Origin of the sequence: Desulfobulbus sp. (assembly GCF_030824455.1) — a bacterium.
In the GTDB taxonomy this organism is placed as follows: domain Bacteria; phylum Desulfobacterota; class Desulfobulbia; order Desulfobulbales; family Desulfobulbaceae; genus Desulfobulbus.
The window spans coordinates 49,848-66,774 of the sequence record NZ_JAVBXR010000110.1; the positions used below are offsets into that span (position 1 = coordinate 49,848).

A 16,927-nucleotide genomic window follows, 5' to 3' on the forward strand; every position below is an offset into this window, starting at 1 on the left:
ATGATCTTGTTGACCATTCCCAAAGAAAGCAGGCACATTACTCCTGCAATTCAATATCGAGACATAGTCCTTTCAATTCTTTGACAAGAACATTAAACGATTCCGGCAATCCGGTTTCCAGGAAGTTGTTGCCTTTCACGATCTTTTCATACATTGTCGTTCGGCCTTCAACGTCATCTGATTTGACGGTCAAAAATTCTTTGAGCGTGTAGGCGGCGCCGTAAGCTTCCATCGCCCACACCTCCATCTCTCCAAGCCGCTGCCCGCCAAATTGGGCCTTTCCGCCAAGTGGCTGTTGGGTTACTAGCGAGTAAGGTCCGGTTGATCGCGCATGTATTTTGTTGTCAACCAAATGGTGCAACTTCAGCATATACATGATGCCAACCGTTACTTGATTGTCAAACGCCTCACCGGTCAAACCGTCATACAGGGTCGATTGGCCGACCTCGTCTACGCCGGAATCAACCAAGGCCTGCCGTATTTCCGACTCCGATGCACCGTCAAAAACCGGAGTGGCCACATGAATGCCCCGCCCGTACTTGCGCATTAGGTCGAGCAATTCGTCGTCATTTAATCCTTCGGTCAAGCGATTATATTCATCCGCAGAGTAGATCTGTTGCAGTCGCTGCCGGAGCCCAGCAATTTCATTCTGCTTTGCCAGCGCCGAAAGCTGTTCACCCATTTTCTTTGCTGCAAAGCCCAAATGGCACTCAAGCACCTGGCCCACATTCATACGGGAAGGCACACCCAGCGGATTGAGCACGATGTCGACGGTGCCGCCGTCGGCAAAAAACGGCATATCCTCTTCCGGCAACAGCCGAGAGACGACGCCTTTATTGCCGTGACGACCGGCCATCTTATCGCCGACCGCAAGTTTACGCTTGGTGGCGACATAGATTTTTACCATTTTGACAACACCTGGCGGCAGATCGTCACCTTTTTCCATCCGCTCGACAATGCCCTGGTATCGTCCACGAACAATGGAAGCCTGACTGTTGTAGCGTTTAAAAACCGCGTCAATCTCTTCCTCATATTTTGCCTTCTCGGAAAAATCCATATCCCGCAAATCGGCAAAACTGATTTGGCTGACTATTTTTGGCGTTAACTGCTTGCCCAATTTAAGAATAACCTTGCCCTTCTTGTCGGTAACGTCGCTCTTGGCGGTACGCCCCTCGAGCAACACCCCAAGAGCGTTGCGAACGCCGTTTTTCAGGCTCTTCAACTCGTCTTCCATGTCTCGATTGAGGCGCTCAATTTCCATCTCCTCAATCATCAGGGTGCGCTCATCCTTGTCGACCCCTTTTCTGGAAAACACCTTGGCGTCGATCACAACACCTTCAACACCCGGCGGAACCCTGAGCGAGGAATCTTTAACATCGCCGGCTTTTTCACCAAAAATGGCCCGGAGCAATTTCTCTTCAGGGGAAAGCATGCTCTCGCCCTTGGGGGTCACTTTGCCAACCAGCATATCGCCGGCGCGCACCTCAGCGCCGATGCGAACGATGCCGGAATCGTCGAGGTTTCGCAGGCCTTCCTCGCCAACATTGGGTATGTCGCGGGTGATCTCTTCTTTTCCGAGTTTGGTGTCCCGCGCCATGGTCTCGAAAATTTCGATGTGAATGGAGGTAAAGGTGTCCTCCTTCAACAAACGCTCATTGATCAGAATCGAATCTTCAAAGTTGTACCCGCGCCACGGCATGAAAGCGATGGTCACATTCTTGCCAAGGGCCAATTCGCCAGCCTCGGTCGATGGTCCGTCGGCTAGCACGGATCCTTTAACAACCCTCTCGCCAGGGAAAACAAGCGCTTTTTGGTTGAAGCAGGTGTTTTGGTTTGATTTCTTGTATTTAGACAGGTGATAAACCCCGATTCCAGTGTCAAAGCCGTCAATGCCTGGCTGATCGTAACGCACAACAATTCGGTTCGCGTCGGATTCCTCGATAACCCCTTCGCCTGCAGCAAGCAAACAGGCTCCTGAATCTCGGGCAACGAATTTCTCTACGCCTGTTCCCACCAGCGGTGAACTAGTTTTCAGCAACGGCACAGCCTGACGCTGCATGTTGGAGCCCATGAGCGCGCGGTTAGCGTCGTCGTTCTCCAAAAATGGAATCAAAGAAGCGGCCACCGACACCATCTGGTTGGGAGCGATGTCCATCATGGTGATGTCGTCTGCCGCAACCATGGCCACCTCACCCTCTTGACGCGCGATCAGGTAATCATCGCTGAGTCGATGATCATCCAACGCCACTTTGGCTGGGGCGATCACGTGGTCTTTTTCCTGCAGCGCCGACAAGTATTTATATTCGTCGGACACTATACGATCACGAACATACCTATAAGGCGTTTCGATAAATCCATAAGGATTGACGGTTGCATAGGTTGCGAGACTGACAATGAGTCCGATATTCGGACCCTCAGGGGTTTCAACCGGGCAAATCCGACCATAATGGGTGGGGTGGACGTCGCGCACTTCAAAGCCGGCGCGTTCACGGGAAAGACCGCCAGGTCCCAATGCGGAAAGTCGTCGCTTATGGGTAACCTCGGACAGGGGATTCGTTTGGTCCATAAACTGAGACAACTGACTGGTGCCAAAGAACTCCTTAATTGCCGATGTCACTGGTTTAGGGTTGACGAGATCATGCGGCATTAAGGTTTCAATTTCCTGCAGGGTCATGCGTTCTTTGATGGCGCGCTCCATCCGAACCAGCCCCATGCGGAACTGATTCTCGCAAAGTTCGCCCACAGTTCGCACCCGGCGATTGCCCAAGTGATCGATGTCGTCGCCGTCTTTTAGTTCATCCTTGATTCGCACCAAATATTTGACGCTTTTGACGATGTCTTCCTGGGTTAAAGTACGCACCTCAATGGGTGTGTCGACTTCAAGCTTGGTGTTGATTTTATAGCGCCCGACCTCGGATAAATCATAGGTGGCGGCATTGAAAAACAAATTGTCAAAAAAGGATTTGGCGACCTCTTGAGTTGGCGGGCTGGAGGGGCGCAAACGACGATAAATTTCGATCAAGGCCTCGTCGGTATCCTTAATTTTATCCAACAGCAGGGTCTTGCGAAACGATTCACTGAAATTGACGCCGTCAATGAAGAGCAGTGAGAAGGTATTAATCCCGACATCAACAAGTGTTTGTAGAGCTGCCTGGGTGACGGTGTCGTTGCACTTGAAAATGATCTCGCCGTTTTGTGCATTGACAATGTCATTGGCGAAAAACCGCCCATGGAGATCTTCCGCATTGACGGGCAATGAAGAGACGCCTAAATTCTCAATTTTTTTGGCAAGTGTTTTGGTGACCTTTTTACCTTTTTTGGCGACAACCGATCCATCATTGGGATTAATAATGTCTGTGGTGAGACGCTGGTTGGCAAAGGTGACCGAGTTAAAGGCAATAGCGTATTTTTCACCGTCAAAGAGCACCACATCCGAATGATAAAACTCATTCAGCAGCCCTTCTTCGTCATACCCCAACGCTTTAAGCAAGACGCTTACAGGGAGTTTCCGTCGGCGGTCAATGCGGACATATAGCACGTCTTTTATGTCGAATTCAAAATCAAGCCAGGAACCGCGCACAGGAATAATGCGGGCAGAGTAAAGCCGTTTCCCGGAGGCATGCGATTTGCCGTGATCGTGTGTGTAAAAAAGACCAGGCGAACGCTGCAGCTGGTTGACAATTACCCGCTCGGTGCCGTTCACTACGAAAACGCCGTCTTGCGTCATCAGCGGCAAAGCGCCCAGAAACACCTCCTGTTCTTTAATGTCTCGAACCGATTGAACGCCCGATTCTTCGTCAACATCAAAGGTTATAAGCCTGACGGTGATTTTGAGCGGGGCCTCGTAGGTCATGCCGCGTTCTATACACTCGGCCACCGTATACTTTGGCTCTCCGAATGAGTATCGAACGAATTCCAGGGAGCACAATCCATTAAAATCTGATATAGGAAAAATGCTTCGAAATATGGCTTGAAGTCCGTGCTCCCTGCGTAACTCTGGCGCAATATCCCGTTGCAGAAAGTGCTCGTAAGATTCCCGCTGCATTGCAATAAGATGAGGCGGCTCTATAATCTGGCTGGTTTTAGCAAAGCTCTTACGTACTCTTTTCATGGCTCCCTCGAAACATTCCGCGTGACGCAGATCACGATTTAATATTAATCTGAAATTACAGCTTAAATTTAAAAAGCAATCCGACCTGAAAAAATAGAAAAACCTACAAACACAGGAACGCTACGGGGCTAAAAGCCCTATAGCGTTGCCTGATGGGGGGGTGATTTGCCTTCGGGCCAACAAGTGCCCGAGAATGCAAAGGATAGAAATAATTATTTGATCTCGACGGTACCGCCGGCACCTTCGATTTGGGTTTTGATTGCAGCAGCTTCGTCCTTGCTGACGCCTTCTTTTACCGCTGCAGGAACGCCTTCAACCAAGTCTTTGGCTTCTTTAAGCCCTAAAGAGGTGATGGCGCGAACTTCCTTGATTACCTTAATCTTCTGGTCGCCTGCACTGGTCAGGATAACGTCGAATTCAGTTTTCTCTTCAGCGGCGGCTCCACCGTCAGCTGGGCCTGCAGCAACGGCAACTGCCATAGGGGCAGCAGCAGATACTCCGAACTTTTCTTCCAGCTCTTTGATGAGTTCGGAAAGCTCAAGTACGGTCATGTTAGCAATAAAATCGATTACTTCCTCTTTCGTTACAGCCATTTCATTCCTCCGGGCTAATGGTATACTCGTTTACCCCTCACGTATCGCGAGGGGTGTTTTGATTTAACTTTCTTTCTGATCTTTGATCGCAGAAAACGCATACAGCAATTTCTGCGGCACCGCGCTCAGAACGCGTACAAATCCAGTTGGAACAGCCGCCATGGTACCCAACAACTTGCCCAGCAACTCTTCCCTGCTGGGTAGTTTGGACAAAGCAACCACATCTTCCGCGCGCAGCATTTTGCCTTCAAGCGCAGCTGAACGAATGGAGAATGCAGTAAACTCTGTGGCAAAAGCAGCTAGAGCCTTGGAAGGACCAACCGGTTCGGTAAAACCGATGGCCACTGCCGTGGTGCCGCTAAAAGAATCGCTAAGACCTTCATATGCGGTTCCCTTGACTGCCAATTTGAGCAAAGTGTTCTTTGCAATTTGGATTTGAGCATCGCTCTGACGAAGATTCTTGCGTAGTTTTTCCAGTTCCGTTACTTTAAGTCCGCGGTAATCAGCGACAACGGCGAACTTTGCTTTGGAAAAGGTCTCGTTGAGTCCACTGATGACATCGGTCTTTTGATCGCGATTCAACGTTAGTACCTCCTTGAGTTGTAAACGGGAACTGTCAAAAAGAGCAGAAAGAGGAATGAAGACTATAACCCGGCATTAAATATAACGTGCCGGCATGGCCTCGGCAGGTAGCTTTCATCGTTGATTCAAGCTATTAAACTTCCGTACCTGCTGTCTTTGACCTTCCCTAAGGTTAATCTTAAAATAGGTTGCACTCAGATGCAGCAGCCAGCAAAGAAATTGCTGACCATTGTATTACGCTGTTTTGATCAGCGATCGAACTTGCAAAGGATCGACTTTGAACCCAGGTCCCATAGTGCACGACAATGAAATAGCACGCAAGTAGACGCCTTTACTGGTGGCAGGCTTCAGTTGAATCAATTTATCAATGAAGGCCAACACGTTCTCAGTCAACTTCTCCACGCCAAACGAGCTTTTGCCCATGACTGCGTGAACAACGCCGGCCTTGTCGACGCGAAAATCGACCTTGCCTTTCTTGATTTCATTAACAACACGATCAACATCAAAGGTAACGGTACCCAGCTTGGCGTTGGGCATTAAATTACGCGGGCCGAGAATACGTCCAATTTTACCGACCTCGCCCATCATATCCGGGGTCGCAATGGTTTTGTCAAAGTCAAGCCAACCATCTTTAATTTTTGCAATCAATTCATCGGATCCGGCGTAATCGGCTCCGGCGGCCAACGCCTCTTTTTCCTTTTCACCTTTGGCGAAAACAAGCACTCGTGCAGTTTTGCCTGTGCCGTTAGGCAGAATAACGCTGGAACGCACCATCTGATCAGCATGACGAGGATCAACGCCTAAACGAACAGCCACATCGACAGATTCGTCGAACTTGGCAAATTTCGCTTTAAGAAGGTTTTCAAGAGCGTCAGAGAGATCGTGCATTGCACGACGATCCAAGCCAGCGACAGCGTTCTTGTAATTTTTTCCACGAATGGGCATAATAGCCTCCCTATTCTCCCTGATGCGCCTTGTGGATACGCATAGGTTAGCGAATATCTAAAAATTATTTAATGACAGTGATGCCGCAACTTCTAGCCGTGCCCTCAATAATCCGCACCGCATGCTCAATGTCGTAGGCATTGAGATCAGGCATTTTAGTTTCTGCGATTTCTCGAATTTTGGCCTGGTCAAGTTCTGCAACACGATCCTTTTTGGGATTGCTTGAGCCACTTTTCAATCCAGCGGCTTTTTTCAGCAACACAGAAGCAGGTGGCGTTTTAGTAATAAAACTATAGGACCGATCCGAGTAGACGGTAATGACGACCGGGATGATCGTGTCGCCGACTGATTGGGTTTGAGCGTTAAACGCTTTACAGAAATCCATGATGTTAACGCCGTGCTGGCCAAGCGCTGGCCCGACAGGCGGGGATGGATTAGCCTTGCCGGCCGGGATCTGTAATTTAATAAATGCTTGTATTTTTTTTGCCATGGTTCAAACCTCCCCGATAAACCGGGAGCTCAATTTTTACTCACCTGGATATATTCTAGTTCAACCGGCGTGGAACGTCCGAATATCGAAACCAAAACCTTCACCCGCCCTTTGTCCGGAAAAACCTCTTCGATAACGCCTTGGAAATTGGCAAACGGACCATCGACCACACGAACCGCGTCACCCTCGACAAAAACAACCTTGGGTTTCGGCTTATTAGCCCCGTCAGCTATTCGGCCTAAAATTTTATGCGCTTCCTTTTCGGTCAATGATGGGATTTTTTTATAAATATCTCGATCAGTTCCCGCTTGGCTCATATTGATTCCGACAAAACCTGTAACTCGCGGCGTTTCTTGAACCGTGTGCCAGGAGTGTTCGTTCATCTCCATGTTGACAAGAATGTACCCAGGAAAAAATTTCCGTTCAGAAGTTTTCCTTGCCCCCTTGACCATTTCAACAACCTGTTCAGTGGGCACAAGAATATCTCCGAACATCTCGTCCTGTCCGGCTAATTTAATGCGTTCTTCAAGAGTCGCTTTAACCTTATTTTCAAAACCAGTGTGCGTATGGACAATATACCAACATTTAGCCATGTATTTTTCCCAGCGTGCCAATCATTTGAGAACAGTCGACACCAATTTTCCTAAAAGAAGATCGACAGAACCCAGGTAAAGAGAAATTACAACCACCAGCAAAATGACAAAACCCGTCAAACCCGCTGTAGGTTTCTTTCCAGGCCAAACGATTTTGCGAAACTCGGATTGCACTTCCAGAAAAAACTGGCGGATACCAGAAGGGGAAAAAGGAGACTTACCTCCCTGTTCACCCGTCGCTTTATTCTCTTCCATGCCAATTTTGCTGACGCGAGCTGCTTTTTTTGTCGACATTATAATGCTGAGAAAATTATGATTCACATTGCTGTGAAGTCTCAGTGGCAGGCCAGGAGGGACTCGAACCCCCAACCCCCGGATTTGGAGTCCGGTGCTCTACCATTAGAGCTACTGGCCTGTTTATTTGGTTTCTTTGTGCGGTGTATGTGTTTTACAAAAAGGGCAATATTTTTTCAGCTCCAGTTTGTGAGGCACAGTTTTTTTATTCTTCGTGGTGGTATAATTGCGCTGCTTACAATCTTGGCAAGCCAACGTTATGTTATCTCTCATATTTAGCCCTACAGAGTGACAGCAGCCGGGACATGCCCGGCTGCTTTTTTCACTTCAATATCGCCCTCGCAAGGAGAAGGCAATCATTATTCGATAATTTCACTAACGACGCCCGCACCAACAGTGCGGCCACCCTCACGGATAGCGAAGCGAAGCCCAGCTTCCATCGCAATCGGGGTAATCAATTCACCCGTGATGTGAATGTTGTCGCCGGGCATTACCATCTCGACACCCTCTTCGAGTGTGCAGACACCGGTAACGTCAGTGGTCCGAAAGTAAAACTGCGGACGATAACCGTTGAAGAATGGGGTATGACGACCACCCTCTTCTTTGTTCAGAATATAGGCCTCAGCCTTGAATTTTTTGTGCGGCTTGATTGAGCCGGGCTTAGCAAGAACCTGCCCGCGAACAATCTCCTCACGCTTGACGCCGCGCAGCAAGGCACCAATATTATCGCCAGCTTGTCCTTCATCAAGCAACTTGCGGAACATTTCAACGCCGGTGCAGGTGGTTTTTGCAGTCGGCCGAATACCAACTATCTCAACCTCGTCGCCAACATGAACCACGCCGCGCTCAATACGCCCGGTAGCCACGGTGCCACGCCCAGAAATTGAAAAAACATCCTCAACCGGCATCAAGAATGGCTTGTCAATAGCGCGCTCTGGCTGCGGGATATAGCTGTCAACCGCCGCCATCAGATCCCAGATGCATTTGGATTTGTCAGCATCCTCCGGGAACTCGAGAGCGTTGAGCGCTGAGCCCTGGATAATTGGAATATCGTCGCCAGGGAAGTCATACTTATCGAGCAACTCACGCAGCTCCATCTCCACCAGCTCAATAAGCTCAGGGTCATCGACCATGTCGCATTTATTCAGAAAGACAACCATCGCAGGGACGCCAACCTGACGGGCAAGCAAAATATGCTCGCGCGTTTGCGGCATAGGGCCGTCAGTTGCAGCCACAACCAAAATTGCGCCGTCCATCTGAGCAGCGCCAGTAATCATGTTCTTGATATAATCAGCATGACCCGGGCAATCCACATGGGCGTAATGGCGAGCAACGGTTTCATATTCAACGTGAGCCGTTGCAATGGTAATACCACGCTCTTTCTCCTCAGGCGCCTTGTCAATTTCACTAAAATCGGTGAACTTGGCCATCCCTTTAGTTGAAAGAACCCGCGTAATAGCCGCTGTCAGAGTTGTTTTGCCATGGTCAATATGACCGATTGTTCCTACATTGACATGCGGCTTTGTCCGCGCAAATTTTTCCTTCGCCATCTCATGTCTCCTTGGGCAAAAGTTCAATCAGGCTCAATCGACCCCTTTTACCGATCGACTGATACTTTGGAGCCCGCGATCGGACTTGAACCGATGGCTTCCTCCTTACCAAGGAGGTACTCTACCACTGAGTTACGCGGGCAATGAACATACAGAATGCGGTGCGGCCACCACCAAATAAAACTGGAGCGGGAAACGAGACTCGAACCCGCAACCCTCAGCTTGGAAGGCTGATGCTCTACCATTGAGCTATTCCCGCTTGCCAATTACACCAAAGCAGCAAACGCACTTACCATGTGGTGGTGGAGGGGGGAGGATTCGAACCTCCGAAGGCTCCGCCGACAGATTTACAGTCTGTTCCCTTTGGCCGCTCGGGAACCCCTCCACATATAACCAGAAAACAAAAGACAGAAAGCAGACAACACATTCTTGCCAGCTGCTTTCTGGCTTTTGTTTTCTAACTCAACCTGGAGCTGGCGATGGGACTTGAACCCGCAACCCCCTGATTACAAATCAGGTGCTCTGCCAATTGAGCTACGCCAGCACGAACTCGACAATTATACCCTTTTTTTTAAAAAAATCAATGTTTATTTTGTTTAATAAACGCTTCAAAAAAAAGACCGAAGGCCAAGGCCTTCGGTCTGCAAGCGCCAACCGATAAAAAACCGGTATTTACTGATTCAAGGGATTTTTGATGTACGACGACTCCCGATAACGCTCAAACGCCATGGCAAAGGTCCGGTACACAATGTGGGCAAATTTGGTGTACGGCATGTACAAAAAGAGCATAACAACAGAAATCAGGTGCAGGTAGTACACAACGTAGCCCAGAGAAGGGATGCCTACTAGTCGCAACAACTCGGCAGAAAGGCCAGTCACCCCAACTCCCATGATGATCCAGATAAGGAACCAATCATAAAAGGTGTTGGATGCTTTTCCAGCGGTTTCCATTTTCGTTCTGTTCATCCACAAAATGCCGATGCCGGCAATCATCGCCACGGCAGAGACGTTCGCCAGCAATTTAACCGGATTCCACATCGAAATGGGGCCATGCATCGACGGAATAAAAATGCCAATGACATCCTGGGTAAACAGGGAATAACAGGTGACGATAAAAAGGCCGATAAAGCCAAACATTAAGGGTTGATGTCCTTTGACCCGATCCGCGTTCACGGTGCATTCTTTAAAACGGGCGTGCTGCAGTATCTCAATAACGGACGGCCACAAAAACAATTTGACGAATTGAGTCACGGAAGGGCGATAGGGCACATCTTTCAGTCCAATGGAAGATTCCATGCCTTTCCACAGGGTTGAAACGCCTTTGTACACCGAGGTCACGGCTATGCCGGCGGCAGTCAGCATAATGATGTCAATAAACAAAACATTTTTTGCAAGCAGACGGAAATCCCAATGTCCAAAGAACTGGGTGTAACCGGCTTTGGCAAAATGCTCGCCTGTCGGGATGTGCATGCCGCCAGAAATCAACCATAAAATAAAAATGGCGACAGCCGGAATGCCAATCAGCATGGGCAGGTTTTTGGCGGATGCGCACAGTGACGCCAATGCTGTGGGCCACCCCAAGGAGCGGTAGGCGTAGGAGCGAATAGCGCCGAGCACATCGCCGGGCCGCGCTCCGCGGGGGCACATCTCTGTGCAGTCGCCGCATTGGTGGCAAAGGAAAATGTTTGCATCGCTGACAAGTTTGTCCTTTAAACCCCACTGAGCAAGAATCATCTGCTTTCTGGGAAAAGGATTGGTGTCAGAGGAAAGCGGGCAGGCGACCGAACAGGTCGCACACTGATAACACTTTTTCAAAGTGTCGCCACCCGCCTCCTTCATGGCTTTGATAAAATCAAGATCGGGTTGCACGTTCATAGACATTATTTCCTCCTGTCATGAAAGGTGATGATCTGCGCGTCAGTAGGTTTGGGTCACAGAGCAATAAGTTGCCGCCATCTTCAACGAGAAGATGGCGGCAGAAAAAGGCTTGATAAAAATTAGAAGCCCTTGAACGGATTGGGTCCCATTGCCACGATTTCCTCGACAAATTCATCGATGATGGCAGGAATTTTATCGTAATCGGAGATGGCGATTTCCCGCACGCCGCAACGTTCAGGTTCAAGGCCGAGCGAACCTAAGGTTTCGCCGATGTTCTCCATACGCCTGGTGGCGATCTCGGATCCCTTGACAAAGTGGCATTGATAATCGTCGCCGTACTTGCAGCCAAGCAACAAAGCGCCGTCCATACCTGAAGACATGGCGTCCTTAATCCACACCATGTTCACCGATCCCAAACAACGAACCGGAATGAAGCGAACAAGGCGGTTGATTTTGTTACGGTGCATACCTGACATATCGATCGCGGGATAAGCGTCGTTTTCGCATACAAACACGGCGACGCGCAATTTTTCCTCATCGTCGTCGGGAACTTCAATGGATTTGACCATTGATCCGATCATGTCGATGCTGTAGTCGGCAAAATTAATAATGCGCTCAGGACAAGCGCCCATGCATGTGCCGCAGCGCCGACAACGGGTCGGATTAGGCAACGGCGTTCCCTTCTCATCGTCATCCAGCGCGCCAAACGGACATTCCTCTGTACAGCGTTTGCACTGGGTGCAACGCGAGAAGAAGAAGTCAGGATAGGTTTGATCGCCGGACCTGGGATGCACGGCAACGCCACGATTGGCCGACTCAATGCATTGAATGGCTTTCAATGCCGCGCCGGTGGCGTCGTCAATGGTTTCCTCCATGGTCTCGGCTTTGCGCACGCCGCCACATGTATAAATGCCGGTTCTTCTGGTCTCATACGGAAAGCAGATGAAATGCGAATCAGCATAGCCGTCGAAGAGATCAAGATCTAAAAAGGCAGGCCCCTGACGGTACGCCAAATTGATCACATTCTCTGCGGCGGTGGTCGGAACCATGCCGGCGGCAAGAACCACCATGTCAACTTCCAGTTGCAGATTCTCGCCCAACAGGTTGTCTTCAACATCGACGGTCAAACCGTTGCCGGCTGCAGCGACCTTGGTGACTGCAGCCTTGGTCATAAACACGCCGTCCTGCGACTGCATTCCCTTGTAAAACAACTCAGTGTTGCCGGGGGTGCGCATATGCTGATAGAGAATATAGGCCTTGCCGTCCACCGGGTTGTCTTCGACAACATAGTTGGCCTGCTTTAAAGCCACCATGGAAGTGACCGAGTTGCAGTACGGGAAGTCTTTGTCGTTCTCTTTGCCGCCAGGGCTCTGCACAAAAGCGACGCGGGCCGGGACCTTGCCGTTTTTAGCCAACTTTTCAAACTCGGCGTTGGTGACCACATTGGTCAGCTTGCCGTAACCCAGATGTTCGTATTGGGATACATCGGCAGGCTTCCAGCCGGTGGCCAGGACAACGGCACCGAAGATCTCGCCTTCTGGATTCAACAGCGTGTACTTTTGCAGCCCCTTGTTGGGATCGTCCACCTCACCCTTGTTGATGAGATCCTGCTGATCAGCGGTAACCTTGGCGGGAGCGTCCCACTCGGTAACGGCGCCGGCAGCCTTGAGGGTCACATTGAACTGGCCTGGAGCGCCGCCGATCCGCGCAACTTCACAGGCCGTCTTTACAGTGATTTTGCTGTCGCCCTGAACTTCGGCAATCAGCTGCTGAATATTAGGACTTTCCAGTTCGGAATACGGGTACGCAGTCGGAAACATCTTCCGCCAGCCCAGCGCTTTGCCGCCCAACTGCGCGTCTTTTTCAACCAGGGTCACTGCATAACCGGCTTTTGCAGCCTCTTTCGCCGCAGTTAAACCCGCAATGCCGCCGCCCATGACCAGAATTTTTTTGCTGATGCTCTCCATGGTGTAGGGAACCGGCAACTCGGTTTTCTGAGCTCTGGTCACAGCCATGCGCACATAGTCCGTGCCCATTTCCTGGAGAAAATCATCGACGCTGCCGTCTTCCTTCGGTTCGCCCGCAGTCCACGCCACATGCTCACGCAGGTTGCCGCGCACGGTAATGGTCTGCTCGCCGAAATTAAATTCCTGCTGCATGACGCGTGGTGAACAAGCGCACACGACAATGGTGTTCACGCCCTTCTCGGCAATGTCTTTCTCAATAAACGCGCGACCATCGGCTCCGCACAGGCAACCGTGGTCCTGCATGGCGATGCCGGCGTCGGCCGCCGCGTCTTTCAATCCGTCAACATCGAGGACATTGCCAATGCCACAACCAGTACAGAGATATGCACCATATACTTTTTTCATTGACTCTCCTCCTACCGTCCGATCTGAATAGCTTTGAGAGCAGCTGCAGTGGAGGATTGTCCACTGGAGTAAACATCAACGGCTGATTTAGCGCAGCCAGCTGACATCATGCCCTTTTCCGGACTGGAAACGACAAATCCGTTGCCGTCCATAGTTACGCCCAAAGCCTTGCCCTGCTCGCCAAGAGCCGGTTCCATGCCAGTCGCCAGGACACAGAGGTCGACCTTTTGATGCACTTTCGCACCGGTGATCGCGTTTTCAGCAACCACGGTGACGCCACCATCGCGTTCGGCAACAATGTCGGCCACCTTGCCTTTGATAAAGGTGGTGTTTGCATCGGCCATGAACTTCTCGCGGAAATGCTCGTATTTCCCAGGGGTGCGCAGATCGATGTAAAATACATAGATCTTGGCGTCCGGATACTGGCTCCGGATATAGGAAATATGCTTGAAGGTGGCCATGCAGCAGATATAGGAGCAGTGCTGCAAATGGTTCTCATCGCGGGATCCGGCGCATTGCACAAAGGCAAAGGAAGCCGGTTCTTTGTTGTCGCCGGGTCGGACGATTTTGCCTCTTGTCGGACCGTTGTCGGCAGCCAAACGCTCCATCATCATATTGGTGATGATCGCCTGAGAGGAATTGTAATTCAAATTGGTGATCTTGTTGGCGTCGTAAGGATTCCAACCGGTCGACCAGATAATGGAGCTGACCTTCAGCGTAAAGGTTTTGGGCTGCATGTCCAACTCAACGGCGTTGTACTTGCAGGCGGCCTTGACGGCGTCCAGACAGGCGGCGGAACACGCTTCTTTGGCCAGCACATAACGGCGAGGAAACGCCATCTCGTGGGGCAGATAAGCGGCCTTGGTCTTGCCCATGCCAAAGTTGAAGGCGTCTTCAATCTCGTCGGTGCAGACCTGGGCGCAATCGCCGCAAGCGGTGCAGTTGGAGTTGATGTAGCGGGGCGCTGTTTCCAGCTGAACCTCAAAGTTGCCAGGCCCGCCGGAGATCGACTTCACGGTGGTCAGGGTGTAGGTTCTAATTTTTCGGTTGTCCTTGATGCGTTTGAAATTGATCTCAAGTCCACATGTTGGGGGACAAAGTTTGGGGAAATACTGATTGAGCTGGGCTACGCGGCCACCAAAATAAGAGTTTTTCTCGATCAGAAAAACGTCGTTGCCGACTTCAGCAGCTTCAAGCGCGGCGGTCAAACCACTTATACCGCCACCCACAACCAGTACCGCACCATTGCCTGCAGTGTCACTCATGCCAAACCTCCATAACTGCTGGTATTGATGAAAGGTGATTTCTGGTTCAATTGATCCGAAATGTGAAAAATTACTTCATCTTTCGCATCAACTCAAACAAAATCAGAGCCGTATACAAAAAATCTCCAGACCCCACAAGGGAGTCTGGAGATTTTATTGGAGACAATTAGTGTCGTCTCGAGATCAGATCCAAGGAGTGGTCTCGATGATGTTCACGCAATTGACCTTCTCGCACTTCCACTCATTGGTCTTAGGATCAAAGGTGGAGTTAACGAATACCTTCCAGTTCTCATCATCAACGGTCGGATAATCGGAGCGATAGTAGAATCCGGGGTAACGGGACTCTTTACGGAACTCGATGTGACGAATGTGGGTTTCTACACACCAGATGCGGTGATAGTTCTCCCAAGCGCGCATCAACTCGTGCAGGTCGCCGGCTGCCATCTTCGCTGCATCTTCACGCATCAAGCGGAGCAGATCCAGACAGATGTTCAGCAGCTTGCCGGAGGTCATGTAGTAGGTTGCAACACCACCGCCGTACTCGTCGGTGGCTTTCATCAGACGCATCATCATTCCGGACGGTTTTACATAGTTCGGATTGACGTCGGCTGCGGTGGATGCATCCTTGAACTGGTTGTACAGCTTGACCGGTGCGTAGATCTCGTCAGCCAGTTCTTGGGGGGTCTGTGCTAATTCAGGGGCGAATGCAGCGTTGTCGCGGCAATATTTCACCATCATTTTTGCACAGATACGACCCTCGGCATGAGAGCCGGAGGAGAACTTGTGACCGGATGCGCCAACGCCGTCACCTGCGGTGAACAGACCGTTAACGGTGGTCATACGGTTGTAGCCCCACTTGTACTGATGCGAACGAGGACCGTCGATTGCCGGTACCCAGCTCTCTTCCGGACCTGAGGTCCAGATGCCGCAACAACCGGAGTGAGAACCCAGCATGTAGGGTTCGGTCGGCATGATCTCGGAACCAACTTTCTCCGGCTCGATATCAGCGCCAGCCCACAGACCAGCCTGACCAACGGACATATCCAAGAAATCTTCCCAAGCCTCAGACTCAAGGTGCTTCCAGAACTTCTTCACTTCTTTTTCGTCTTTGCCGGCTGCACGTTGTGCATCCAGGAAGGCGTTCAGAGCAACGTCGGTAGCCATGTAGATCGGACCGCGGCCAGCCTTCAGCTCGTTGAGCATCAGGTGGTTGCGCAGACAGGTCGGGGTAACCGCAGAGGCGCCGTACGGCATGAATTGGGCCAACTCTTCCTTAACTGCAGGGCTGTTGGCGTAGAACTCGCCAAGACCGTTCTGCACTTTGGCCTTGAACAGCAGGAACCATGCGCCAACCGGGCCGTAACCGTCTTTGAAGCGCGCCGGTGTGAAACGGTTTTCCATCATGGTCAGGGTTGCGCCAACCTGTGCACACATGGTGTAGGTGGAACCTGCGTTCCATACCGGGTACCATGCACGGCCTTTACCTTCACCGGTGGACCGGGGACGGAAGATGTTAACAGCGCCGCCGCAGGCTACGAGAGCTGCTTTGCATTTGTAAACATGAACTTTGTTCTCGCGGGTGGAGAAACCAACAGCACCGGCGATGGTGTTGTCTTTGTTTTTGTCAAGCAGCATCTTAACGATGAAAATACGCTCATGAATGTTCTCTTCGCCTAACGCCTTCTTGGCCGGCTCAGCGACGATGCATTTGTAGGATTCGCCGTTGATCATGATCTGCCACTTGCCGGTACGTACCGGAGCTCCGCCCTCACGAAGGGTTTTAGCAGGCTTGGAACCGTCAAGGTTGGATCCGTCTTCAGCTCTCTTCCAAACGGGCAGACCCCACTCTTCGAACAGCTTTACGGACTCGTCAACGTGACGACCAAGGTCGTAGATAAGGTCTTCGCGAACAACGCCCATCAGGTCGTTGCGAACCATCTTGACATAGTCTTCGATGGCGTTCTCGCCGATGTAGGTGTTAATAGCGGAAAGACCCTGTGCAACAGCGCCGGAGCGCTCCATGGACGCCTTGTCCACCAGGATGATTTTCATGCCTTCCGGAGCCCATTTCTTGATCTCAAAAGCGGCGCCGCAAGCAGCCATACCACCGCCGACGATCAGCACGTCACAGCTATGCTCAACGATTTCCGGATCGACAACGGCGGCAAGCTCGCCTTTCGGCTTATTTGGTAATGCCATATTTCTATCTCCTCAGTAGTATTTTCAGAATAGAATTTTGAGTGAACCCTTGTTT

General features: G+C 50.7%; 13 protein-coding genes and 5 tRNA genes. All 18 read right to left on the reverse strand.

The window, feature by feature from the left end:
- Nucleotides 1-37: 37 nt before the first annotated feature.
- Nucleotides 38-4,111, reverse strand: coding sequence for a DNA-directed RNA polymerase subunit beta (gene rpoB, locus RCH93_RS14135; protein WP_306549063.1), 4,074 nt, complete (start codon nucleotides 4,109-4,111; stop codon nucleotides 38-40).
- A 212-nt stretch (nucleotides 4,112-4,323) separates the two neighbouring features.
- Nucleotides 4,324-4,704 (reverse strand): 50S ribosomal protein L7/L12, encoded by a 381-nt coding sequence (gene rplL / locus RCH93_RS14140; protein WP_306549064.1) that lies wholly within the window; start codon nucleotides 4,702-4,704, stop codon nucleotides 4,324-4,326.
- Nucleotides 4,705-4,767: 63 nt separating this feature from the next.
- Nucleotides 4,768-5,286 (reverse strand): 50S ribosomal protein L10, encoded by a 519-nt coding sequence (gene rplJ, locus RCH93_RS14145; protein WP_306549065.1) that lies wholly within the window; start codon nucleotides 5,284-5,286, stop codon nucleotides 4,768-4,770.
- 234 nt (nucleotides 5,287-5,520) lie between these two features.
- A complete protein-coding gene (gene rplA, locus RCH93_RS14150) occupies nucleotides 5,521-6,231 on the reverse strand; it encodes a 50S ribosomal protein L1 (protein WP_306549066.1) in 711 nt (236 codons plus the stop codon).
- A 64-nt stretch (nucleotides 6,232-6,295) separates the two neighbouring features.
- Entirely contained in the window at nucleotides 6,296-6,721 is a 426-nt protein-coding gene (rplK, locus tag RCH93_RS14155; protein WP_306549067.1) for a 50S ribosomal protein L11, read from the reverse strand.
- A 29-nt stretch (nucleotides 6,722-6,750) separates the two neighbouring features.
- Entirely contained in the window at nucleotides 6,751-7,314 is a 564-nt protein-coding gene (gene nusG / locus RCH93_RS14160) for a transcription termination/antitermination protein NusG (protein ID WP_306549068.1), read from the reverse strand.
- Nucleotides 7,315-7,335: 21 nt separating this feature from the next.
- The gene (gene secE / locus RCH93_RS14165; RefSeq protein WP_306549069.1) at nucleotides 7,336-7,608 is read right to left on the reverse strand and encodes a preprotein translocase subunit SecE; all 273 of its coding nucleotides are present in this window, start codon (nucleotides 7,606-7,608) and stop codon (nucleotides 7,336-7,338) included.
- Between the two features lie 45 nt (nucleotides 7,609-7,653).
- Nucleotides 7,654-7,729: transfer RNA gene (locus tag RCH93_RS14170), tRNA-Trp, on the reverse strand.
- 2 nt (nucleotides 7,730-7,731) lie between these two features.
- A complete protein-coding gene (gene rpmG, locus RCH93_RS14175) occupies nucleotides 7,732-7,881 on the reverse strand; it encodes a 50S ribosomal protein L33 (protein ID WP_306549070.1) in 150 nt (49 codons plus the stop codon).
- 86 nt (nucleotides 7,882-7,967) lie between these two features.
- A complete protein-coding gene (tuf, locus tag RCH93_RS14180; protein ID WP_306549071.1) occupies nucleotides 7,968-9,158 on the reverse strand; it encodes an elongation factor Tu in 1,191 nt (396 codons plus the stop codon).
- 67 nt (nucleotides 9,159-9,225) lie between these two features.
- A tRNA-Thr gene (locus RCH93_RS14185) sits at nucleotides 9,226-9,300 on the reverse strand.
- Between the two features lie 42 nt (nucleotides 9,301-9,342).
- Nucleotides 9,343-9,417 (reverse strand) — tRNA-Gly (locus RCH93_RS14190).
- 41 nt (nucleotides 9,418-9,458) lie between these two features.
- Nucleotides 9,459-9,543, reverse strand: a tRNA-Tyr gene (locus RCH93_RS14195).
- A gap of 83 nt (nucleotides 9,544-9,626) precedes the next feature.
- Nucleotides 9,627-9,702 (reverse strand) — tRNA-Thr (locus RCH93_RS14200).
- Between the two features lie 128 nt (nucleotides 9,703-9,830).
- Nucleotides 9,831-11,039 carry a quinone-interacting membrane-bound oxidoreductase complex subunit QmoC gene (gene qmoC / locus RCH93_RS14205; protein WP_306549072.1) on the reverse strand — a complete coding sequence of 403 codons (1,209 nt, stop codon included), beginning with the start codon at nucleotides 11,037-11,039 and terminating at the stop codon, nucleotides 9,831-9,833.
- Nucleotides 11,040-11,155: 116 nt separating this feature from the next.
- Complete coding sequence (locus RCH93_RS14210; RefSeq protein ID WP_306549073.1) at nucleotides 11,156-13,408, reverse strand: FAD-dependent oxidoreductase; 2,253 nt, start codon at nucleotides 13,406-13,408, stop codon at nucleotides 11,156-11,158.
- Nucleotides 13,409-13,419: 11 nt separating this feature from the next.
- A complete protein-coding gene (locus RCH93_RS14215; RefSeq protein WP_306549074.1) occupies nucleotides 13,420-14,673 on the reverse strand; it encodes an FAD-dependent oxidoreductase in 1,254 nt (417 codons plus the stop codon).
- Nucleotides 14,674-14,856: 183 nt separating this feature from the next.
- Nucleotides 14,857-16,872, reverse strand: a complete 2,016-nt coding sequence (gene aprA / locus RCH93_RS14220; protein ID WP_306549075.1) for an adenylyl-sulfate reductase subunit alpha — start codon at nucleotides 16,870-16,872, stop codon at nucleotides 14,857-14,859.
- Nucleotides 16,873-16,927 lie beyond the last annotated feature (55 nt).